The sequence below is a fragment of the Leucothrix pacifica genome (genome assembly GCF_003172875.1).
Classification (GTDB): Bacteria; Pseudomonadota; Gammaproteobacteria; order Thiotrichales; family Thiotrichaceae; genus Leucothrix; species Leucothrix pacifica.
In genome coordinates, this window is sequence record NZ_QGKM01000022.1 from 1 (window position 1) to 20993 (window position 20993).

Genomic DNA, 20993 nt, shown 5'->3' on the forward strand with positions numbered 1-20993 from the left:
ATGCGTTCATATCATTCTCCTGAGTAAGCCATTGCTTTGTTGACTGTAACTTGCCATCGGTGAGTTTTAAAGAGTAATCTGTTTACTGTCGAACAAACACGACCTATCTGGAGAAAATAATCTTATGGCTACTACATTAAAAATTAATGGTGAGGTGCGAGAGATCAATGCCGACGCCGATACGCCGCTTCTATGGGTCATTCGTGATGAATTAGACCTGACCGGGACCAAGTTTGGTTGCGGGGTGGCGTCCTGCGGTTCTTGTACCGTGCATATCAACGGTCAACCTCAACGCTCTTGTATTTACCCGATTAGTGCGGTGGGTGACAGCGAAGTCACAACGATCGAGTCACTGGACTCGCCGGAAGCAAAAGCCGTACAGGCAGCCTGGCAGGAACTGGATGTCGTGCAATGCGGCTATTGCCAGTCCGGTCAGATCATGTCTGCTGTGGGTCTGCTCACTCAAAACACCAAACCAACGGATGAAGACATCGATAGCTACATGAATGGTAACGCTTGCCGCTGTGCGACGTATGTGCGGATTCGCGCAGCTATCCATCACGCAGCTGACCTACTGGAGGCTAAAGCATGAGTACTTCAATGAATCGTCGTAGTTTTCTAAAAGGTGTCGGCGCTCTGGGGGCTACATTAGTGGTCGGATTTAATAGCAGTGGCTTGCTGGCTGCGGGTCATAGCGAAGCGGCATCCGTCGCTGCTGACTTAAATCCCTTTGTCAGAATCGATGCTGACGGCACAGTTACTGTCATCGCCAAGCACTTTGAAATGGGTCAAGGCACCTCTACCGGTTTAGCCACGCTAGTTGCGGAAGAGCTGGATGTAGACTGGGATCAGGTCAACGTTGAATTTGCCCCGTCTGATAATGCGAAATACAAAAACCTCGCCTTTGGTGGACAAGGCACCGGAGGCTCCACCGCAATTGCCAACTCCTTTATGCAATATCGCCAAGCCGGAGCAGCTGCGCGGGATATGATTATTCGGGCCGCCGCTGAAGCGTGGGGTGTTGATGCCAGCGATATCTCGTTGAAAGGCGGCATGTTGAGCACGCAGGACCGCGTATCCGGTATTGGCCGTTTTGTTGAAGCAGCCTCTAAATTAACCGCAGCAGAAGAGCCAACACTGAAAGATCCGGCTGACTTCAGCTTGATTGGTAACAACAAACTACACCGCAAAGACAATACTGATAAAACTAATGGCAGCGCCATGTTCTCAATGGATGTCAAAGTCCCGAATATGGTTTATGTCACTATTCTGCGCTCACCGAAATTTGGCGGTAAGCTCAAAAGCTTTGAAGCCGGTGATGTCAAGTCGATCACGGGATTTGTAGATGCTAAAGCCTTACCGAATATGGCGGGTGTTGCGGTGTATGCAGAATCAACGTGGGGAGCGATTAAAGCCCGACGCTCGATTAAAGCGGTATGGGATGACAGTAATGCCGATAGCCGTGGCAGTGAAGAGCGCTTGTCAGAATACCTCGCCAAGCTCGATGCTGATCCAAGCTATGATGTCACCGGTAATGCTGATCTGGCGGACATGGAGGCTAAAGCCAAAGCGTCAGAGAAACAGGTCTCAGCAGACTTTATCTTCCCATTACTCGCGCATGCACCGATGGAGCCATTGAATTGCGTGATCGAGCCAACAGAAAACGGTGGCATTCGGGTGCATGATGGTTGTCAGTTCCCAATGATTACGCACCCGACCATTGCGGCAATTAGCAAACTGCCGATGGAGAAGGTTGAGATCAAAACCTATTACGCAGGTGGCTCATTTGGTCGTCGCGCCAATACTGCCTCGGATTATCATGTCGAAGCCGTGCTTGCTTATCTGGCCCTAGGCGGCAAAAATGCTGTCAAACTGGTGTGGACGCGTGAGGATGATTTAGCCGGTGGATTCTATCGTCCGATGTTTGCCCAGCGTGCATCTATTGGCATAGGCGAAGACGGCAAAGTCAGTGCCTGGGCACAGCGCACGGTTGCTCAGTCCATCTTTAAAGGTGGCCCGATGGAGAAAATGGTAGTTCACGGTGGTGTTGACCATGCCTCTGTGGAAGGCGTCAGCGACACGCCCTACCAACTTCCAATGTCACTGGGGCTGACTGATTTTGAGTCCCCTATTCCGGTTTTGTGGTGGCGCTCGGTGGGTCATAGCCAATCGGCCTACACCATGGAGGTGTTGATGGATATGGCGGCTGAAGCTGCGGGTAAAGACCCTGTCGAATTCCGTTTAGCACACCTAGATGAAAGTGACGAGAGTCAGGGAAGATTGGCTGCTGTGCTAAAGCTAGCGGCGGATAAAGCGGACTGGGGCAAAGCAATGCCAGAAGGTCAGGGACAAGGAATTGCCGTCCATAAGTCATTTAACAGCTATGTGGCTGAGGTCACTGAGGTGTCTACCAATGAAAAAGGTGCCGTCTCCATTAATAAAATCACTTGCGTTGTGGACTGTGGTATCGCAGTAAATCCTGATGTGATCCGCGCACAAATCGAGGGCGGTATTGGATATGGCTTGGGTGCAGTGATGCGCAATGAGGTCACGCTAAAAGATGGTGTGGTTGTACAAGCCAACTTCCCACAATACGAACCGCTTCGCATGACGGATATGCCAGACATTGAGGTCCACATCATGCCTTCAGATAAACCACCGACCGGCGTTGGTGAACCGGGACTACCACCTGCCGGGCCGTCACTGGCTAATGCGATTTATGCGGCGACAGGTAAGCGTGTGACCAAGCTACCGATGAAAGCGAATGGGATTACCTTTGCCTGACATGTAGAGTCAACTTGGCTTGGCTCGGCTCGGCTCGGCTCGGCTCGGCTCGGCTATCAAAGCCTGTGTCATTTTAGCGTTAAGGTATAGAGGTCGTAACGGATAGTTGCGACCTCTTACTTTAGGTAGATTCAAATTTAAAAAGGCAACTCCAGCTGTTCCGGAATTCCTAACGGTGAAAACTGTACACCTAACCCAATCAATCTCACGGGTCTTTTACCACGCTGCCAAGCCTGCTCTATCAAATGCGCAAAGCCCTGCTCTGTTGGTATCGTGCCTGCCATTTGTATGGTGGTTGTTTCAAAGTCATCAAATCGCAGTTTCACAAATAAGGTTCTGGGTCGTAAGCTCATACGTTTTTGAGTACGCACTAAACGTCTTGTAAACTCTTCAAACAGAATCGGGATCTCCAGTAAACACCGCGCCAAATCCGGTAAGTCTTCACTGTAAGTTTCTTCCACGCTTAATGATTTAGGCGTGCGATTAGTCGATACCGGACGCTCGTCTATACCCCGCGCCAATTCATACAAACGTGTACCAAACACACCGAAATGTTCTTTCAAACGCTCCTGTGAAAACGACTGTAAATCCTCACAACGCTCTACCCCCAGATTTGCCAGACGTTGGCCTGTCACCTTACCAACACCAAAGATTTTCGTAACCGGCAACTGCTTTACAAAGTCATCAACGTCCTCTGGTCTTACCACCCATTGACCATTCGGCTTATTCCAGTCGCTAGCCACTTTCGCCAAAAACTTATTGGGCGCAACACCCGCAGAGGCGGTAATTCGCTCCGTTGAAAATATGCGGTGACGGATTTCCTCCGCCATTAACGTGGCACTACCCCGACAATGTTCACTATCACTGACATCCAGAAAGGCCTCATCCAATGACAATGGCTCAACCAAATCAGTGTATTGATAAAATAAGGCCTGAATGCGCGCAGAAACTTCTTTGTACAGTGACATTTGCACTGGAAGCAAAATAAGCTGTGGACACAAACGCAAGGCACGCGCTGTCGGCATGGCAGAATGCACACCGTATTTACGTGCTTCATAGGAACAGGTTGCGATGACACCTCGCGTAACACCTGAGCCTCCTACGGCGATTGGTTTGCCTCTGAGTGATGGGTTTTCGCGCACTTCCACCGCTGCGTAGAAACAGTCCATATCAATATGAATAATTTTTCTCAAAAATCAAACCTTTTCCGCGTTTTCAGTCACCTATACTTTAAGTTAATATACACCCCCTGATAAGTCACAAACAAACGCGCTCTTATCTGTTAAATGATGCCTCAGAGTGATGAAATGCGTGTTTGTTTGTACCTTTAGACCCTTACTCCGTATAATTGAAGCCTGCCGCTTTACACAAGGATGCGAATGTGACGAACTCCCGAAACAAACCAGATGCTACCGCGACAACACAAGATGTGGACACAGCCAAGCTCATGAATGAATGGCGTCGCCTCAATCTCAGCATCAAGGGCCAACCGGATAATTACCAAAAACAGAGCCAGCGAATTTTGTTTGCTCTGGAATCTAAACTCCATCACTTTTTACCAGGAGCGCTTCAGGATCTGTTTATCGCTCTGGGTGAAAAGGGCCGCCCACTTCGCGAACGTATGTACAGCCTTGTACTTCCGCTGCTAGACCAAAATGACCGTGAATACTTTCATGAGTGGCTGGCGCACGATTCTGACAAAACACTCTATTGCCACCGCTTTCCCGGCTCTGTGCTCACCAGCACAACCTGCATTGGCACAGAGAGCGAATCTGATCCTTATGTCGCTAAAGCATCCGGCAGCCTGATTGAAAAGAGCCGTCACGCGATCACCTATGGTCGTGTCGAAACCGCTCAGTCTATGCTGGAAAACGCTTATACCAATACAACGACTAAGCCGGAGAACAGCATGGTTGAAGAGTTACTCAGCCTGTATGCCGCGACTCGCCAAAAGAACAGATTGATCAATTTTGCGGATAGCTTACAGCATCGGAAATTCAAACTCTCAAATCACTGGAAACAAGTTCTGCAATCCGCCAAGGAATGGTAGTATCGCCACCCAGACGGGAAGGAACCCTGATTCAATGAGAAAAATTCACGCACCGGACAATACTCGCATGCCAGTTATTACTAAGCCTCATCATTCTGTTAAACGTATTGGACTTGCCCTGACTTTATGTCTGGCCAGTTCACTAAGCAATTTCGCGCTTGCCGAGAGCCATGTGGAGCGCACGGTTAAAGCGACGGGCACGCTGACTGCTATCGTTAATAAGAACTACATTGATGCGGGCGTATCGCGCAATCAGATCATGGTGGCAATTCTTGCTGCTAATCCGCATGCCTTCAAAGGTGGCAATATCAACTACATGTTAGGAGGTGTTGATCTTCGCCTGCCAACAGTGGAGAGCATTAAGAATATCTCACAGGCAGATGCCAGCAACTTGCTAAGTGAACACTACCGCTACTTCCGCAGAGGTCAGACAGGAAACTTGCCGGCACCGACTTTTATTACCTTAGCTAGTTCGGATCAGGTTGATGCGCTTGTTAAAGAGAAGGAGCAACAGTCTGAAAAGCTGGATACGCTGACGGATGAGCGTAGCAAGCTTAGCGATATGGTTAAGCGCCTGGAGGAAGAGAAAGCGACCAGAGACCGTGAGCTAAAAGCACTGGAAGAACGCATACAAACACTTCAAGCCTCCTCCACCTCACTAGGTAACACTACAGCTGATCTTAAATTAAAGCTGAATAACGGCGAACTCACCGGTGAAGGTGCAAAGCTGTTAGAAAGTCTGCAAGACAGAAACGAAAGCCTGAATGCACAACTACAAAGTGCTCGTAGTGAGATGGCAGAAAGCACGCGCATGGAAATCTCTCTGGAACGTCGCATGAGTGACATTCAGGAAGAAAACGCAGCAATGGCAGAAGCACTGAAGAAGCAAGGGATTTCACCCGTCGAAATTCTGGAAAAAACTCAGCAAGAGGGCGCTAAAGACAGCACTCAAGATGCCGCGCCTGTTACCACTACCACGGACGCTACAACCACTCCTGTCGACAACTCTGCGGCACTTGATTCTGGCATTATGAGCAAGATCAATTGGATTTGGTTGCTGCCTGCTCTGGGTATCTTGTTGCTTGCTGGACTACTGTGGAAACTGCTAAGCAAGCCAAAGAACCGGCGTCAAAAAGCAGCAGCACAGACCCCAACTCCGGCATTCGTTGATTACAACCAAGCGATTGATCCTGCCGCTGAAATTGAGCAAGAGCCACCATTAGAAGTGAGCATCAAGCTTGATGTTGCTCGTGCTTATATCGAAGCCGGTGACCACAACGCAGCACGTGAAATGCTCAACGAAGTCATGGATGAAGGAAATACTCAGCAGCAGTTAGAAGCTCAGGGAATTCTGGAGACGATTGCTTAACTTAAAAAGCATAAAGGTTAGGTACTGAAACACAAGTAGCGCGCTTGTTGAATAGAGAACTAACCTGATTCGATTAGACGTTTGGAAGATAGATAAACAGCCTGTCGCAACCACTGCGGCAGGTTTCCCTACCGCAGCATCGCAATATGACTTACATATTTGGATAGCTCGGTCCGCCACCACCTTCAGGTGTAACCCAAGTAATATTCTGGCTTGGATCTTTAATATCACAGGTTTTGCAGTGTATACAGTTCTGACTATTGATCTGTAACTCTGGCTCACCTTTTTCTTCAATGATCTCGTACACACCCGCTGGACAATAGCGTTGCTCAGGCGCGTCATAGATTGGAAGATTCTTAGCAACCGGAATACTGGGATCAGTTAGTCTGAGGTGACAAGGTTGGTTTTCTTCGTGGAAGGTATTAGTGAGAAATACCGATGACAGCTTGTCAAAGCTCAACTTACCATCAGGCTTGGGATACTCAATCGTACGGCAGTCTGCCGCAGGCTTCATCGCTGCATAATCCGGGGTAGTGTCATGCAGTGTAAACGACATCTTGCCCTTAAATAGCTTCTGATCCAGGTAGTTGAATGCACCACCAATCATCATGCCGTACTTATGCATCGCAGGACCGAAATTACGTGATTCATGCAATTCCTGACCTGCCCATGAATCCAAAAATGCCTGATCAAACTGAGTCAGATTTGCCGAACCAGCACCGTTATCTTTTAGCTGCTCAAATAGTACCTCAGCTGCAACCATGCCAGACTTCATGGCGGTATGGGTGCCTTTGATCTTTGCAAAGTTCAAAGTACCAGCATCACAACCGACCAATAAACCACCTGGCATACTCATCTTTGGCAAGGCATTTAGACCACCTTTTGCAATGGCACGTGCTCCGTAAGAAATGCGGCGGCCGCCCTCCAGTACTTTGGCAAATACCGGGTGGTGCTTCATGCGCTGGAACTCATCAAACGGACTGAGGTGTGGGTTTGTGTAATTCAGATCAACGATCAGGCCGACAACCACTTGGTTATTCTCAAGGTGGTAGAGGAATGAACCACCCGTTGCATCTTCTAATGGCCAACCAGAACCGTGAACCACCAAACCTTCTTCATGGTTCTCCGGCTTAATTTCCCATAATTCTTTCAGGCCGATGCCGTAGTGCTGTGCATCAGAGTCGGCATCCAGATTAAACTTGCTCAGTAGTTCTTTGCCTAACTGACCACGACAGCCTTCGGCAAACACGGTGTACTTGGCATGAAGCTCCATACCCGGCTCATAGCTGTCTTTTTTCTCACCATTCTCATCCAGTCCCATATCAGGCGTTGCAACACCTTTAATACTGCCATCTTCGTGATAGAGGATTTCAGCTGCAGGGAAACCCGGATATATTTCAACTTCTAACGCTTCTGCTTGTTCACCCAGCCAGCGCGAGACATTACCCAGACTAACGATGTAATTGCCTTCATTGTGCATGCTTGGTGGAATCATGAAATTAGCGAGCTTGACTGACTTTCGCTCAGTCGTGAACAAATGTACTTCGTCACGGGTCACCGCAGCGTTCAATGGCGCACCATCGGCTTTCCAGTCTGGTAGCAACTCATCCAGCGCACGCGTCTCCATCACCGCACCAGATAAGATATGCGCACCCACTTCTGAGCCCTTTTCCAGTAAACACACTGAAATTTCCTGATTTTTCTCTATCGCAAGCTGCTTTAAACGAATAGCGGTTGCCAAACCAGCGGGGCCACCACCAACCACCACCACATCATATTCCATACTTTCCCGTTCAGCACTCGTACTCATATCTTACCCTTGTATTTTTTCAACTATGTAAATTATTATGTAGCCTAACCTTTACGTAAAGGTCATGTGACATTGCAATCTATCACTAAGCGATTGTAAATGACAAATCTCCCGACGCGCAAAGTTTATTGATCAAACTATTAATGGGCATTGCCATGTCAAAAATTAGCGTAAAACACTTTAATGAAGCCATCCTCTCCGAGCTACCCTGGGGCAGTGACCTAGGCTTGCGCCTTGATGAAGTGAGTCATGGAAAAGCCGTCATGCGGCTGCCATATGATGATCGCTCCACACGTCCGGGCGGTACGATCTCAGGCCCACACATGATGTTACTGGCCGATGCATGCATGTTTGCGGTTGTGTTAACCATGATCGGCGATGTGCGGCTTGCAGTAACCACCAATCTCAATATCAATTTTCTGAGAAAGCCTAGCCAAAGCGACCTGATTGGTACCGGAAATATTATTAAGCTTGGGAAACGTCTCGCCGTTGTTGAGGTGGATGTGACAGAAGAGTCTACGGGCAAGCGCGTTGCCCATGTGACCGGTACCTACTCTATTCCGCCAGCAGCCGGGGAGTCATAAGGAGTGCATTGCTTCCCTTATTCAGAATCAAAAAAGCCGGCTAAGGTGTTAACCCAACCGGCTGTGTATTCCTGAAAAGACTGTTTAGTCGATTTCTGGTAATACCTTGTTCAGAAGGATAGCGATAAATGCAGCAGGAAGTAATCCTGAAGTCATCAAGACCTGAACCGTCTTAGGTGCATGTTGTAATGCCTCTGGCACCAGCTGAAGACCTAAGCCAATGGATAGTGAAATCGCAAAGATCAGCATGCTACGACGATTCCATTCAACCGCTGATAGCATGTTGACGCCTGCTGCAGCAACCATACCGAACATAACGATAACGCCGCCGCCCAATACTTCAATAGGGATTGTTGAGATAACTGCACCGACTTTTGGCACCAGACCACAAATGATCAGGAATACCGCACCGATCGCCACGACATAACGACTCATGACACCAGTCATTGCAATCAAGCCTACGTTTTGACTGAATGAGGTATTTGGCAATGCACCGAATGCACCAGCAATGGCTGTTCCCAGACCATCGGCATACGTTGCACCGGAAATCTCCTTATCAGTCGCTTCACGGCCTGCACCACCACGGGTAATACCAGAGACATCGCCTACGGTTTCGATGGCAGAGATAACACCCATCAGACAGAAACCAATAATCGCAGCGGCATTGAACTCAATCCCAAAGTGAAGTGGATTTGGCGCCATAAACCAGCTTGCTTTACCAACATTCGCGAAGCTAATTTCTCCCATCACCAAAGCAACCAAATAACCTGCCAGAATACCAAGGATCGCAGCACTCATCGAGAGCATACCCTTAGTGAAAAACTTCAGGGCCAAGGTAACAACAATAACGACTAATGCCATGAACCAGTTACCCAGACTTCCAAATTCTGGCTTACCAATTGCAGGCACACCACCTGCCGCGTACTGAATACCGACTTTGATTAAGGCGAGTCCAATCATCAGAATGATCAAACCTGTCACCAGTGGCGGCAACCAGCTTCGTAGACGACTAATAAACGTACCGAGGAACATGTGGAAAATACCACCAGCCACGACGCCACCCATCAAGCCAGCCATAGCGCCAACACCCTGCCCTGCAACTAAAGGAATCATGACCGGTATAAACGCAAAACTGGTTCCTTGTACGATAGGCAGTTTTGCACCTATCGGGCCAAGTCCAATAGCCTGAATAAGGGTTGCAATACCAGCAAAGAACATGCACATCTGAATCAGGTAGATCATCTGCCCCATATCTGCTGTGCCAAAGCCAAACCCTGCGGCAATGGCTACGATAATTGCCGGGGTCACATTACTGACAAACATTGCCAGAACATGTTGAATGCCTAGTGGAACCGCCTGAGCTATCGGCGGCATGTAATTCGGATCTCGTAAATCTACGGGGGTGCTCATAGGGTAGTCTCTCCTTAATTATAGTCAGCTAACTCGTTGTTTATTAAATCGTTTAACTGTGTTCCTCCTCAAACCACGCTGCCAAACGAAATCCTGCGATTTTGTGCACCTCCTCCAGTGCAGTCTTAAACTCAACATCCCGACTATTTGTCAGACGCTTTTCAAACGCGGCTAAAATTAAATGCCGGTTAGCACCTTTCACAGCCATGATGAAGGGAAAATCAAATCGGGATAGGTAGGATTCGTTGAAGTGTTTAAAGCACTCGAGCTCTTCAGGTGTGCATTGATCCAGACCTGCTCCGGCTTGTTCGCTCGTACTGGCATCTGTAAGCTCACCTTGTAAGGCTGCTTTTCCGGCTAAATCCGGGTGGGCTCTAAGCAAAGCAAGCTGTTGCTCATGGCTGGCCGCATCCACTACGTCACGTAATGATTGCGTTAAAGAGTCAATATCATTTAAACCACTGCTTGCATGATCATAGGCTTGTTCAGCAACCCAGGCAGAATGCTCATAAATCCCACCGAAGTGTTTCACAAACTCATCTCGACTCATCTTATCTCCAAAGTACTTTTTTGCCAGCGTGATACCTAAGTTGCCATATAAATGCTATGGCAATCTTTTAAGGTAAACCAATACTAACTATTAAAAACAATAAAGTGCAAGCGATAATCGAAATCAGCATTTAGTTTAATCCTGCCACACATCACTGCGTTCACCATTAACGAATAACCCCAAGCAATATCTATACCAAGCGATTAATAATTGAGGACGTGACGGCTAGGTGTTGGTGATAACAGATAAAAAAAGGCCAGACAAAAGTCTGGCCGAATGCTTACATGAAACTGTCAATCAACTGCTAGCGATTACCGCCACACAATTGCTTGCGGGCCTGCACCACGTCGGGCCACTTTTGCACCAACTTCCAGCATGAACTCTTTGTAAACAGGTGCAATGTCGGGATCTTTAAACCAAACAACACCAATCACGCTATTTACATCATTGGTTACATCCATTTGTCCCGAGTAGACACCGTCAACCAGTGGCGACTGCACCGTACAACTGTCGTAGTCAATATCGTATGCGCCATCCGATTCTGTGTAGTTAGTACACAAAGACATTAACCCTTCTGACACCCTCGCCTGCTCTACATCAAAGTCGATTGCAATGGCTCGTGAGGTTGCAAAGTCAAAGTCAGCAGAGCTTTTCAAGTCAGCGGTATATTCCAGTGCCGGTGTTGTATCCGGCGTTTCAGCAACCGGTCCACCATCACTAGTGCCTGACGATGAGCCAGTCTCACTGAGTGGGCCGCCGCCACAAGCTGCCAGCAGCACTGCCATTGAAGCTAAAGTTATTAAGTTTTTCATTATTGTTATCCTCAATTTTTGAACAGAATGGATTCACCCGCATTAGAGAATGTGTACCAAGATGGATTCTCCTCGCCTTCACTTCTGACAAAGCTTGGGAATTTAGGATAGGCATGCGTTACATCACGATACTCTTTTGGATATTTCCATTCGTTACCAACTTCCATTGCCCAAGGCAGACCGTTAGTTGTCTGGAAGAAGTGTTTATTATCCGGGTTAGAAGCATCCTGACCCGAGCCATTCATAAATTTATAATTAAATGCTTCAGTCGCGTGATGATTCTTTAGGTGAATCTCGTAGCTACGTCCCGGTGGTGTATCAAAATGATCACCGTGCCAGGCACCTGGTGTTGCAAACAAGAATGGATCAAAGATACCTGAAATATCAGTCTCAATAGGCTCTTTAAACGGGATCGTCAGGTTAAAGCGCATCTGAACATCAGAGCCACAACCTTCTTCCGTGCGGTAGAACGTACAATCTTCACCAGCACTTACATAACTCCAGGTGTTATAAGCCAGAATAAAGATTGCTTCATAACGACCTGCTTCCAGCGGTGAGTAGTTCACAACTTTACGATCATTTATCGTGTAGTTGATTCCATCTTCATCAACCTGATCGCGCAGCACATCCGGTAGGCGAATACCAAAACCATTGTGGTAAGCCGCACCAACCGCCGTTAGCTGACCTGAAATGTTTACTAATGTAGCTTTTTTGTCAGTATAGAAAATTGATGTTTTCAGATTTACGACCAAATCATTCATGTCGTAGTCACCCTCGAAAGGCCAGTTGTCTTCAAACACAACCGTCGAGTAAGACTTGCTTGATGGATAGTAATTAACCGAAGCACCTTCTACGGTGATATTGACGCTATAGTCTTCAACCTCACCATCGCTTACGCCACCTGTTGGCTCCATACCGGCACTTGACGACAAACGGAAACGAGACCATGTAGAGCCTGGCTTAGCGTCAGCAGGCACATCGATATACACAGGTTGCTTGCCAGCGTTGACACTTAAGTCAGTCACAATTTGTTCATCAGCATCAAATGTGCCGTTTTGGTCAAAGTCGACCCAGGCACTCAACACGCCAGCTGCTGATGGCTCAACCATGACAACGGCTCTATCACCTGCCTGAAGGGTAGTCGCAAACTGCACACCGTCTTCATCGTCATTTCTGTCAGACACATCATCCGACAACGGCATTGGTTTACCATCACTTTCACCGTCCACACCGGCACCTAAATATAACGAGGTGTCACTGGTCAGACCATGACGTGCACCATTGTCTTTCAGGTATGTGCCGTAAGACTCCGGAGCATCACCAAAATCAATATCTACATTTGACACATCGATTACCGGTGCTAACGCACAACGAGCGCCATCATTGATACTGGATGATGGCCCTAATGCAAACAACTGCGCCGTATAGTCACCTGCACCAATCGCAATCTTGTACAACTTACCGTCGTTATTACTACTGATGTACAGATTTTCATCAACATCAAAATAAACTGCACCGAATGTGCCCGTCACACCAACATCAGCTAGTTGCTCAGACGTACCATTCTCAACATCAATCTTGTGCAACAGCCCGCTTCTGTCTACAGCGTAGGCATAACCATCGGTGGGGTGGAAAGCGAGATCAAATATCTTAAGTTTTAAAGTGCCGCCATCAACGACGCGAACCATTTTGTGGAAGTTTTCAGAGCTCCCGTCTAATGAAATAGCATACAAACCGTACCTTGAACCCGCTCTGTATACATAGTAGGTATTATTGGTCAGCGACACATCACCTACATAAAAGTTGATTCCTGCAATGTTGTCGACATCTAAGTATTCAACGGTAAAGTCATCGTGGATTCTGACTGGCTTAAACTTTTCATAGCCCCAGCCATAGAGATATTGGTCGTTTGGGTTAAAACCCGTAGCGTTTACCTTGCTTTTGGTTCCCATGTCATCCTGCACCAGGCCATAATCACCCGTTACCAGATTCACACCGTAAGTCTTTGCAACTGCATCTTGAGTCAAAAACGCCCTTGATGGACATTCAGTAAACGCATCAGCCAAAACAGACTGACTAGCGCACAAGAGTAAGCCGCTTAATAATAATCGACGCATTGAAAGCACCTTATTTTTATAATTTATAGAAGCGTTATGTATGACTAAATACTATGCCCCGATTAATACTTATTCAATGCCGTTTATCTGTTTTTTATAGCATACGATGAATCCAACGAATACGCAGAAGATCCAAGAACATCGTGATTGAATCCTTTAATGGATCAACGGTTGAGCCTTCTTTATGCCTCCACTCCACGGCAACCTCTTTGATTTTAAAGCCTGATTTTCTGGCAATGTAGAGATGCTCCACATCGAACCCAAAGCCGTAGATGCGCTGACGCATGGCTATTCTATGTGCAACTTCTCGCCGATATGCCTTAAAACCACATTGAGTATCATTGATTCCGCTGACAGAAATCAGACGAACGGCTGTATTGAACAATAAACTCATCGCATCACGATACCAGGGTTTCTTCTCCACCACAGATGCTTCCATATTGCGTGAACCGATAACAACGTCGTAACCTGCCTCAAATTCTGGTAGCAATTTCTCAATTTCAGAGATTGGTGTGGAAAGGTCTGCATCGGTAAACAGAATGATTTGGCCGGATGCCCGCATCATGCCCCGGGCAATTGAATACCCCTTACCAACATTTTTAAGATTTTCCATCAAGGTGCCTTCATCGTGTTCATTGACCTCCTTGCCATAGATATCAATAAATTTAACGATTTCAGTGGTGAGATCATTACTACCATCATCCACTACAATCATTTCACTGCGATAAGGCTGCTCTGACAGATAGTCCTTGATGGCATAGAGTGAGTCCGCAATTCTGCTCTGCTCATTGAAGGCGGGAATTATGACGGACAAATAAGGCTGCTTACTCATGTTGACGACTATCTCCGGAGTATCGTGTGATAATAATAACCCCAATGATTATTAAACACACACCCAGTGTTTTTTGTGGGCTAACCGCCTCGTTTACTGCTGGCCACCACACAGAGCCTACATAAACCACGACATAGCCAAGACTGAGTAAGGGATAAGCCATGTTTAATGGAAACACCTTCAGTACTTTGATCCATAACAGCACTGCGGCAAAGTAAGCACCTATCCCTGTGGCGATCCATGCCAGTCCGGCTATTGCAGGTAACTCAACACTGGTTCTGAAGTTTTCAAGGGCAAGACTTAATGGCCCCAGAGCCAATAACCCAGCCTTCATCATTAACTGCCCACAGGCACCTGCCAATATTGAAATAATCAGATAGACCGATACTATTCGCATTAGCCAATTCCCATCAGGCAACTGATTCCCAACATAATCAATGCCGCACCGAACCAACGCTGCCATGGAATATGTTCTTTAAATATCCAGCGAGCCAGCACCATCACAATAATGTAACTGAGGCTCAACATTGGATATGCCCGGCTTACCGGCATCGCACTTAGCACAACTAACCACAACAATAACGCTAAACCGAGGCATGCCAGACTAAGTAAGACAAGCAATCCCTGCGATTGTTTCCCGGAAGTAGCCGACTCCGTGGCGCTATTTGCCGCGAACTTCTGCAATATTTGCGCACTACTAGTCAAAATAATGGAAAAAAACAATGCCATATAAACCAGATTTGCACTCAAAGCATTGTCAGTCATCACGCCCTCTCGCCTCATAAACCTGCATTGCTTTGCCTCTACCGAATAAGTCATCCTCCAGCAGTGATAGTCGAGGTGCTTCGGTGCGTCGATACAGACTCATCGTGCCCGTGGTCTTGCGAGTCATTACATCCGACACCTCATACAACTCTGACCAGACAGGCTGATATTTTTTTAATGCCAGCAGTTTGCGCAATTTCACATTCAATGAAGGATGCAACTGATCATTCAGAAAAACGTAGGTGAATTTTGCATCCCAAACCGCTTCAATCACATCCTGAGTTTCGTGCTTGCCATCAAGGTTATTATCCAACCAACCGGACTCTTTGATCTGTACCTGCGGCACCACATCATTCGCTAAATAACGGAATAAATAGGGGTCTTCACTAAGGATGGTTGTTTGGTGATCGAGCTGTCCATCAATCAGTTCAAGGACAGGCGATACATCAGCATAGGCAACTTCCATTTCCTTGAGTTGCTGATAAGAAATGACTGAAAATCCAAGCACCAGCACGCTGGCAATGGATTGTTTGAGATAACGATAGTCTGACTCTTTAAGTACCATACCGATAAGCCAGGCCGCAGCCGGAATCAAAAAATACACGGCATAGACCAAGTGCTTAAACAAGGAAATCATGTTTAAAGCGTTGAGGTGGTAGGCAGCCATTGGCAGTGAAAATAAGCCCAACAACATCAACTGAATCCAGCGCGCATCACGCCAAAATCCTCTGCCACACTCCATGGCTCGCCAGATAACAGCCAGCAACCACATTAACAGCAACATCCACAGATACTTGATTTCACTCCAGATCAGGTACTCAAAGCTACCATTGCTATTGCCATGCACGCCTTTGATTTGAACTTGGTAGAGTTGCTGAAGTGGCTCCCAGTTCATAGCAACGTAAGCAAGTAGTGCCACCCCGACCAGCGCTCCAAAGGTAAAACCAAGCTTAGGCGCACGCAATAAAGCCAAGCCCGCAAGCAGTGGCATATACAAAATCACCACGTATTTACTGGTGATTGCCAGACTCATCAGTACAACCGATAACAAGAGGTAGAGGTAACGACTACGATCGGTTTTTTGACAGGCCAACACCAGCGGTGCAAGTGCCAGAGAGAAGCAGGCAAAACTAATAATGTCGTAGGTTGCAAACCGACTAATAAATAACTGAATAGACTGAAGTGCCAGTAAGCTGGTCGCGATAAAAGCAATTAGACGACTACACCACAGTACATAAGTAAACAGATACATGCCGAGTAGTGACAGTAAGCCAAAAGCGGCTGAGACTATCCGCGCACCAGTCAATCCACCCAATAACTGTTCGCCCAGTCCCAGTAAATACCAATTTAAGTCAGAACCAAATATATAACTATAGGATGGCCAACCTTGACCCGATAGCAGGCGTTGACCCACAAATAAGTAGTCATACTCGTCCATGTGTCCGGCATTAAAGTCGAACAGCAGACGTAAATACGCAGATACTGCTAGCAACAATGCCAGAACAGTGAGAAACAACAACGGCAAGCGCCGTGACAAGCCAGGCATGGCTTTTAAACCCCATTAAAATATTTTTTATTATGGGGCGACCATACAAAAAAGACTCTGACGTCGCAAGCTAATCCCGCTGAAGTGCTTTGATCTTAGAGGCAATCTCCTCCGGAATCTCAACACTTCTGCCAGAGGCAAAATCAAAATACACCATCAGCCCTTCCCCATCAGCAACAATCTTTTGCTGTTGCTCACTATAGACCACGTACTCCATTGACACGCGCTTAGCTTGCAGATCAAAAGTTCGGGTGGCGATGTGCAAGGTGTCAGGATACAGCACGGGTGCTTTAAAGTTGCAGCTGGTTGATGCCAGTACCGGCCCGGACTTGTGCTGCTTCATATAATCCAGCGAGCCGATCTCCTGTAAATAAGCTAAACGTACATCCTCAAAATACCGGAAGTACACTTTATTATTCACATGCTGAAATGCATCCATGTCTCCCCAGTGAACATCCTGAGTGATGACGACGGGGTATTTCTCTTGCCAGTTATTCATTAATTAGTCGCTCATTTATTCCATTCGGGATTTGCTGCGCTCATTCGCCTGTTCACGCACAAATTTCGGGACCAGATAGCCAGCAACGCGAGCGCTCAATGCCTCACGAAGTTGCTGAGCCTCCTCTTCCGGCACATCAAAATGAGCAGCACCTTGCACTTTATCCAATAAGTGCATGTAGTAAGGTAGGACTCGGCATTCAAATAAACGCTGGCTTAAATGCTCAAGCACTTCAACGTTATCATTAATTCCCCTGAGCAATACACTTTGATTCAGCAAGGTTACACCGACATTCGCTAAATCATTCAGCGCAGATTCGACCTCTGCATCGATTTCCTGCGCATGATTACAATGAATCACCATGACTATTTGCAAACGACTCTGCTGCATCCAGCGCAGGCAATGCTCATCAATTCGCTGCGGAATCATAATCGGCAAGCGGCTGTGTAATCGCAGCGTCTTAACATGAGGAATCGAGGCTATGTCATCGCATCGTTGAGATAGGACTTTGTCATTCATTGTGAGCGGGTCTCCACCGCTAAGAATCACCTCAGTAATGCTGTTATCAGCAGCAATATACTGCAATATCTCCTGCCAATGCTGCGCTGAAATCTGATGCTCCTGATAAGGGAAGTGACGCCTGAAGCAATATCTGCAATGAATGGCACAACTACCGTTGAGTACTAATAACACACGCCCATGATACTTGTGCAACAAGCCCTGTACAGGTGTAAATTCGGCTTCCTCTAAAGGATCTGACACATAGCCAACCGTCTCATGTAGTTCTGCCGCCTGTGGCAAGGCCTGCAGTAATAAAGGATCTTGTAAATCACCACTGACGACCCTCGAAAAATACGGCCTTGGAATACGCAGTGGAAACTGACCACAATCCGCTTTTAGCGTGTCACGATCATTTCCCTTGAGATTCAGCAGATCACACAACTCTTCAGGGTCACGTAATAGATTGGAGAGTACCTGTTTCCACTCAGGTGTCGCAGTGGATGTCAGATGGGAATTAATTGGAATGATATTGGTCATAGCCACACGCACAGCTGATAAGTGCCTGTATTTTGCATGATTCATCCACAAATATCTAGCACCCAACCTTTGCTGTTTTTGTGGCCTGAAACATGAGGATATCTTGCATCGATTGTTGAGCAATGGCACTATGAATTTATAATTATTATACAAAAAGAGATCATTCACGCATGCCTACACGTTGGCGACGTTACCTGCTACCACTCACTCTACTGTCAATACTTCTTCCTGTTACTGCTCACGCTACAACACCTCAGTGGGATCATAAGTGGCGCTGTGGAAAAGAAATTCAGATAAAAAAAAGTCATATCCAATACCTGAAGCGCAAAAAACTGATTCAGGCGTACCGGTTGAATGGCAAAGCACTGCCACTGCTTATGTCGGAAGATTATGCCGGCTCAGGATTAATACTTTATACCCGGCTAAATCATCGCTGGCGGGCTTACCCAATTGCCAATGCCAGTATTTCAATGGGTGTTTACAGTACCGCCTCGCATTTTCGCATCGCCATTTTTGGGATGAGCCGCTACCACCGCCTGAGCATGGTCAATATCAAGAATCAATTGCGTCATGTCAGCTGCAATATCTTGCCATTACCCAATGAGATTAAATCAGAAGATACACAGTTTCTTAGCATTCAAGACTTCAATGTACTTCCCAGTGGCACAGGACAACTTTTAGGGGCTTCCTATGACTTCAATAAGGCTGAGAGCAGCAAGTTGCGTTGGTTCCGCTATCACACTCACAACTGGGGATATCGTTGGGATAAACCAGGGCCGATTCGGGCACCTAAAAAAGGGACAAAACTAAAAGGTTCTTTTTACCGGACACAGATGTTCCCGGCCCCTGACTGGCTTACCAACAGCCTCTTCAAACAAGCCCGCTGACGCTGGTCGGCTGTAGGGGCGCGTGATAGACTCGCGCTTAATCTTTATGAGCTACAGCTTAATCAGGAGTGAAAGCATGGAACGTATGATGAGAAATACGGGCTGGATAATCGCACTATTGTTGCTCAGCGCAACAAGTGTATTTGCACACAGTGGTGAAGGCGTGACAGGTGGCTTTATCAGCGGAGCACTTCACCCGCTTGCAGGACTAGACCATGTTACAGCCATGGTCGCTGTCGGTATTTTAGGTGCCTTTTTAGGTCGCCCAGCCATTTGGGTGCTGCCCGTTGTTTTCCCATTGGTAATGGCATTGGGTGGCATTATGGGAATTATGGGTATCCCGGTCCCGGCGATTGAAACAGGTATCGCAGTATCATCCGTTGTACTTGGATTAATGATCCTTCTGGCACTCAAGCCACCGCTGTGGATCGCAGCCCTGATTGTCGCAGCCTTCGCTGTTTTTCACGGCCATGCGCACGGAACAGAACTCCCTAATGCCGCTAATGCACTGTCATACAGCGTTGGTTTTGTCATCGCAACGGGCCTGCTTCACCTCGCTGGTATTCTTATCGGTGAACTTATTCGCTGGCCTGCTGGTCTGATTATCGCACGTGGTATTGGTGGACTAATTGCCTTAGCCGGTGTCGGTTTTTTAACAGGTACGTTATGACAAAACAGATGATGGCCAGACTTACTTTAGTCTTATGCTGCCTACTTCCGGTAGTCAGTTTTGCTGCCGGAACAAACTTTTTTATACAAGGTTTGTCTCACCCGTTAATGGTGCCGGCACACCTCATTGTGACTTTCTCATTAGGCCTGTTATTGGGCCAACAGGGATGGAAGCATATGGGTATTGTTCTACCATTCTTTATCCTCGTGATTGGTGCATCGTTAGTTATGACGCGTCACTACAATCCAAGCTGGAATAGTGAAGCGATCTTATTGCCCTTAGCAGCTATCACAGGCGTTTTAGTGATTTTAAAACTACAACTCCATTGGATAATCACCGTAGTACTGGCAGCAGCGGCAGCCGTCGTCATTGGTCTGGACTCAGCAGTTCCGATGATTCCCGGTCTGCAAGCTCGTAAGATCTACGCCAGCCTCGCAGGTAGCGGTCTGACTGTATTTGGCCTACTGCTGGTGATCAGCGTGATTGCCTGGAGTTTGCGCAACTTACTTCAGGGCATCGTGTTGCGCGTACTCGGTGCCTGGGCAACAGCCGGTGCAGTATTGGTGTTAACACTGTTATTGGCCAACACAACCGCGGCATAACGTAATAATAATTGAAGGACAGATTTTAATGAGACTTACCCGCTTATCGCAGAAACTACTTTTAGTTGCTTCAGCGATGTTACTGACCGCGACTAACAGCTTTGCTGCAGGCTCAGCATTTCATTATAAACTTGACCTAACGGCTCGCCTTGTAACCACTGAATCAGCAGAGTTGACCGCTGTTCAAATGAGTTGGCTCTATGATGAAGGCTTGTCGCAAACACTCATGGATGGTGAAGACTTATCAGACGAGAACCGAGCAGCTACACTGCAAAAACGCGCTAGTGATATTCTGAGTGGTTTGAAGGGTATGGATTACTTCACTACTTTAAAACTTGACGGTACTGAGTTGGCCTTGAGAGAAGTGACACAATACAACCTGAACTTAGTTGAAGGTGCACGTCTGCAAATGAATTTAACCTTACCACTTGAGACATCGACTGCCATGCAGGGACACCAACTGGAGATCATTATTTCTGATGAAACCGCGGTTGGACTTGCAACCTTCGTAGATCCCAGCCACCTAAAACTTGATGAGCCTCTAAAGAGCAGCTGTAAGGCACCTACGATGACTCAATCACAAATGGGCATGATTGATTCGCACGTTGTCATGTCAGAAACAATGACACTGGATTGTCGGTAACAAACAGCAACTCACGTCCTACAGA

Annotated in this window: 21 protein-coding genes; 9 read left to right on the forward strand and 12 right to left on the reverse strand. The window is 47.1% G+C overall.

Translation table 11 applies throughout. The annotated features are described in order from the left end of the window. Positions 1-124: 124 nt before the first annotated feature. Positions 125-592, forward strand: a complete 468-nt coding sequence (locus tag DKW60_RS09355) for a (2Fe-2S)-binding protein (protein WP_109837394.1) — start codon at positions 125-127, stop codon at positions 590-592. Next, positions 589-2784 carry a xanthine dehydrogenase family protein molybdopterin-binding subunit gene (locus tag DKW60_RS09360; protein ID WP_109837395.1) on the forward strand — a complete coding sequence of 732 codons (2196 nt, stop codon included), beginning with the start codon at positions 589-591 and terminating at the stop codon, positions 2782-2784. The genes DKW60_RS09355 and DKW60_RS09360 overlap by 4 nt, the downstream gene beginning before the upstream one ends. Positions 2785-2921: 137 nt before the next feature. Here DKW60_RS09360 and dinB read toward each other — a convergent pair whose 3' ends face one another. Continuing rightward, entirely contained in the window at positions 2922-3977 is a 1056-nt protein-coding gene (dinB, locus tag DKW60_RS09365; protein ID WP_109837396.1) for a DNA polymerase IV, read from the reverse strand. A gap of 188 nt (positions 3978-4165) precedes the next feature. Here dinB and DKW60_RS09370 point away from each other — a divergent pair, with 188 nt between their 5' ends. Both DKW60_RS09370 and DKW60_RS09375 read left to right on the forward strand, forming a co-directional pair. Next, on the forward strand, positions 4166-4834 hold the full coding sequence (locus tag DKW60_RS09370; RefSeq protein WP_109837397.1) for a hypothetical protein: 669 nt from the start codon (positions 4166-4168) through the stop codon (positions 4832-4834). A 34-nt stretch (positions 4835-4868) separates the two neighbouring features. Continuing rightward, on the forward strand, positions 4869-6203 hold the full coding sequence (locus DKW60_RS09375) for a FimV/HubP family polar landmark protein (protein WP_109837398.1): 1335 nt from the start codon (positions 4869-4871) through the stop codon (positions 6201-6203). Between the two features lie 151 nt (positions 6204-6354). Here the strand turns inward: DKW60_RS09375 and DKW60_RS09380 are convergent, their stop codons facing one another. Continuing rightward, on the reverse strand, positions 6355-8013 hold the full coding sequence (locus DKW60_RS09380; RefSeq protein WP_245929664.1) for an electron transfer flavoprotein-ubiquinone oxidoreductase: 1659 nt from the start codon (positions 8011-8013) through the stop codon (positions 6355-6357). Between the two features lie 155 nt (positions 8014-8168). On the opposite strand from DKW60_RS09380, the gene DKW60_RS09385 reads away from it, so the two are divergent. After that, positions 8169-8597, forward strand: coding sequence for a PaaI family thioesterase (locus tag DKW60_RS09385; protein WP_109837434.1), 429 nt, complete (start codon positions 8169-8171; stop codon positions 8595-8597). An 84-nt stretch (positions 8598-8681) separates the two neighbouring features. On the opposite strand, the gene DKW60_RS09390 is transcribed toward DKW60_RS09385, so the two are convergent. The 10 genes from DKW60_RS09390 to epmB form a co-directional block, all read right to left on the reverse strand. Next, the gene (locus DKW60_RS09390) at positions 8682-10007 is read right to left on the reverse strand and encodes a uracil-xanthine permease family protein (RefSeq protein WP_109837399.1); all 1326 of its coding nucleotides are present in this window, start codon (positions 10005-10007) and stop codon (positions 8682-8684) included. Between the two features lie 52 nt (positions 10008-10059). Continuing rightward, a complete protein-coding gene (gene uraD / locus DKW60_RS09395; RefSeq protein ID WP_109837400.1) occupies positions 10060-10557 on the reverse strand; it encodes a 2-oxo-4-hydroxy-4-carboxy-5-ureidoimidazoline decarboxylase in 498 nt (165 codons plus the stop codon). Between the two features lie 311 nt (positions 10558-10868). Then, entirely contained in the window at positions 10869-11369 is a 501-nt protein-coding gene (locus DKW60_RS09400) for a hypothetical protein (protein ID WP_109837401.1), read from the reverse strand. 11 nt (positions 11370-11380) lie between these two features. Continuing rightward, positions 11381-13486 carry an LruC domain-containing protein gene (locus DKW60_RS09405; protein ID WP_109837402.1) on the reverse strand — a complete coding sequence of 702 codons (2106 nt, stop codon included), beginning with the start codon at positions 13484-13486 and terminating at the stop codon, positions 11381-11383. Positions 13487-13580: 94 nt separating this feature from the next. Next, positions 13581-14318, reverse strand: coding sequence for a dolichyl-phosphate beta-glucosyltransferase (locus DKW60_RS09410; protein WP_109837403.1), 738 nt, complete (start codon positions 14316-14318; stop codon positions 13581-13583). Beyond that, positions 14311-14715 carry a DMT family transporter gene (locus DKW60_RS09415; RefSeq protein ID WP_109837404.1) on the reverse strand — a complete coding sequence of 135 codons (405 nt, stop codon included), beginning with the start codon at positions 14713-14715 and terminating at the stop codon, positions 14311-14313. Before DKW60_RS09415 ends, DKW60_RS09410 begins: the two co-directional genes overlap by 8 nt. Then, on the reverse strand, positions 14715-15083 hold the full coding sequence (locus DKW60_RS09420; protein ID WP_219988697.1) for an EamA family transporter: 369 nt from the start codon (positions 15081-15083) through the stop codon (positions 14715-14717). Before DKW60_RS09420 ends, DKW60_RS09415 begins: the two co-directional genes overlap by 1 nt. Further along, positions 15076-16629 carry a phospholipid carrier-dependent glycosyltransferase gene (locus DKW60_RS09425; protein WP_109837405.1) on the reverse strand — a complete coding sequence of 518 codons (1554 nt, stop codon included), beginning with the start codon at positions 16627-16629 and terminating at the stop codon, positions 15076-15078. Before DKW60_RS09425 ends, DKW60_RS09420 begins: the two co-directional genes overlap by 8 nt. Positions 16630-16699: 70 nt before the next feature. Beyond that, a complete protein-coding gene (locus tag DKW60_RS09430; RefSeq protein ID WP_219988698.1) occupies positions 16700-17128 on the reverse strand; it encodes an acyl-CoA thioesterase in 429 nt (142 codons plus the stop codon). Between the two features lie 15 nt (positions 17129-17143). Next, positions 17144-18211, reverse strand: a complete 1068-nt coding sequence (gene epmB / locus DKW60_RS09435; RefSeq protein WP_245929666.1) for an EF-P beta-lysylation protein EpmB — start codon at positions 18209-18211, stop codon at positions 17144-17146. 125 nt (positions 18212-18336) lie between these two features. On the opposite strand from epmB, the gene DKW60_RS09440 reads away from it, so the two are divergent. The 4 genes from DKW60_RS09440 (at position 18337) to DKW60_RS09455 (ending at position 20968) form a co-directional block, all read left to right on the forward strand. Beyond that, on the forward strand, positions 18337-19053 hold the full coding sequence (locus DKW60_RS09440) for a hypothetical protein (RefSeq protein ID WP_109837406.1): 717 nt from the start codon (positions 18337-18339) through the stop codon (positions 19051-19053). A 76-nt stretch (positions 19054-19129) separates the two neighbouring features. After that, positions 19130-19723 carry a HupE/UreJ family protein gene (locus tag DKW60_RS09445; RefSeq protein WP_109837407.1) on the forward strand — a complete coding sequence of 198 codons (594 nt, stop codon included), beginning with the start codon at positions 19130-19132 and terminating at the stop codon, positions 19721-19723. Further along, entirely contained in the window at positions 19720-20325 is a 606-nt protein-coding gene (locus DKW60_RS09450) for a HupE/UreJ family protein (RefSeq protein WP_109837408.1), read from the forward strand. Before DKW60_RS09445 ends, DKW60_RS09450 begins: the two co-directional genes overlap by 4 nt. 28 nt (positions 20326-20353) lie before the next feature. Further along, positions 20354-20968, forward strand: a complete 615-nt coding sequence (locus DKW60_RS09455; RefSeq protein ID WP_109837409.1) for a DUF1007 family protein — start codon at positions 20354-20356, stop codon at positions 20966-20968. Positions 20969-20993: the final 25 nt, after the last annotated feature.

Excerpts from the sequence above, each read along its gene's own strand:
- DKW60_RS09385 (WP_109837434.1), top strand. The coding sequence starts at position 8,169 with ATGTCAAAAATTAGCGTAAAACACTTTAATGAAGCCATCCTCTCCGAG.
- DKW60_RS09415 (WP_109837404.1), bottom strand. The coding sequence starts at position 14,715 with ATGCGAATAGTATCGGTCTATCTGATTATTTCAATATTGGCAGGTGCC.
- DKW60_RS09360 (WP_109837395.1), top strand. The coding sequence starts at position 589 with ATGAGTACTTCAATGAATCGTCGTAGTTTTCTAAAAGGTGTCGGCGCT.
- DKW60_RS09440 (WP_109837406.1), top strand. The coding sequence starts at position 18,337 with ATGCCTACACGTTGGCGACGTTACCTGCTACCACTCACTCTACTGTCA.
- DKW60_RS09410 (WP_109837403.1), bottom strand. The coding sequence starts at position 14,318 with ATGAGTAAGCAGCCTTATTTGTCCGTCATAATTCCCGCCTTCAATGAG.
- DKW60_RS09380 (WP_245929664.1), bottom strand. The coding sequence starts at position 8,013 with ATGAGTACGAGTGCTGAACGGGAAAGTATGGAATATGATGTGGTGGTG.
- DKW60_RS09405 (WP_109837402.1), bottom strand. The coding sequence starts at position 13,486 with ATGCGTCGATTATTATTAAGCGGCTTACTCTTGTGCGCTAGTCAGTCT.
- DKW60_RS09445 (WP_109837407.1), top strand. The coding sequence starts at position 19,130 with ATGGAACGTATGATGAGAAATACGGGCTGGATAATCGCACTATTGTTG.
- DKW60_RS09430 (WP_219988698.1), bottom strand. The coding sequence starts at position 17,128 with ATGAATAACTGGCAAGAGAAATACCCCGTCGTCATCACTCAGGATGTT.
- DKW60_RS09390 (WP_109837399.1), bottom strand. The coding sequence starts at position 10,007 with ATGAGCACCCCCGTAGATTTACGAGATCCGAATTACATGCCGCCGATA.
- DKW60_RS09425 (WP_109837405.1), bottom strand. The coding sequence starts at position 16,629 with ATGCCTGGCTTGTCACGGCGCTTGCCGTTGTTGTTTCTCACTGTTCTG.
- DKW60_RS09375 (WP_109837398.1), top strand. The coding sequence starts at position 4,869 with ATGAGAAAAATTCACGCACCGGACAATACTCGCATGCCAGTTATTACT.
- DKW60_RS09400 (WP_109837401.1), bottom strand. The coding sequence starts at position 11,369 with ATGAAAAACTTAATAACTTTAGCTTCAATGGCAGTGCTGCTGGCAGCT.
- DKW60_RS09355 (WP_109837394.1), top strand. The coding sequence starts at position 125 with ATGGCTACTACATTAAAAATTAATGGTGAGGTGCGAGAGATCAATGCC.
- DKW60_RS09420 (WP_219988697.1), bottom strand. The coding sequence starts at position 15,083 with ATGACTGACAATGCTTTGAGTGCAAATCTGGTTTATATGGCATTGTTT.
- DKW60_RS09455 (WP_109837409.1), top strand. The coding sequence starts at position 20,354 with ATGAGACTTACCCGCTTATCGCAGAAACTACTTTTAGTTGCTTCAGCG.
- uraD (WP_109837400.1), bottom strand. The coding sequence starts at position 10,557 with ATGAGTCGAGATGAGTTTGTGAAACACTTCGGTGGGATTTATGAGCAT.
- epmB (WP_245929666.1), bottom strand. The coding sequence starts at position 18,211 with ATGAATCATGCAAAATACAGGCACTTATCAGCTGTGCGTGTGGCTATG.
- DKW60_RS09450 (WP_109837408.1), top strand. The coding sequence starts at position 19,720 with ATGACAAAACAGATGATGGCCAGACTTACTTTAGTCTTATGCTGCCTA.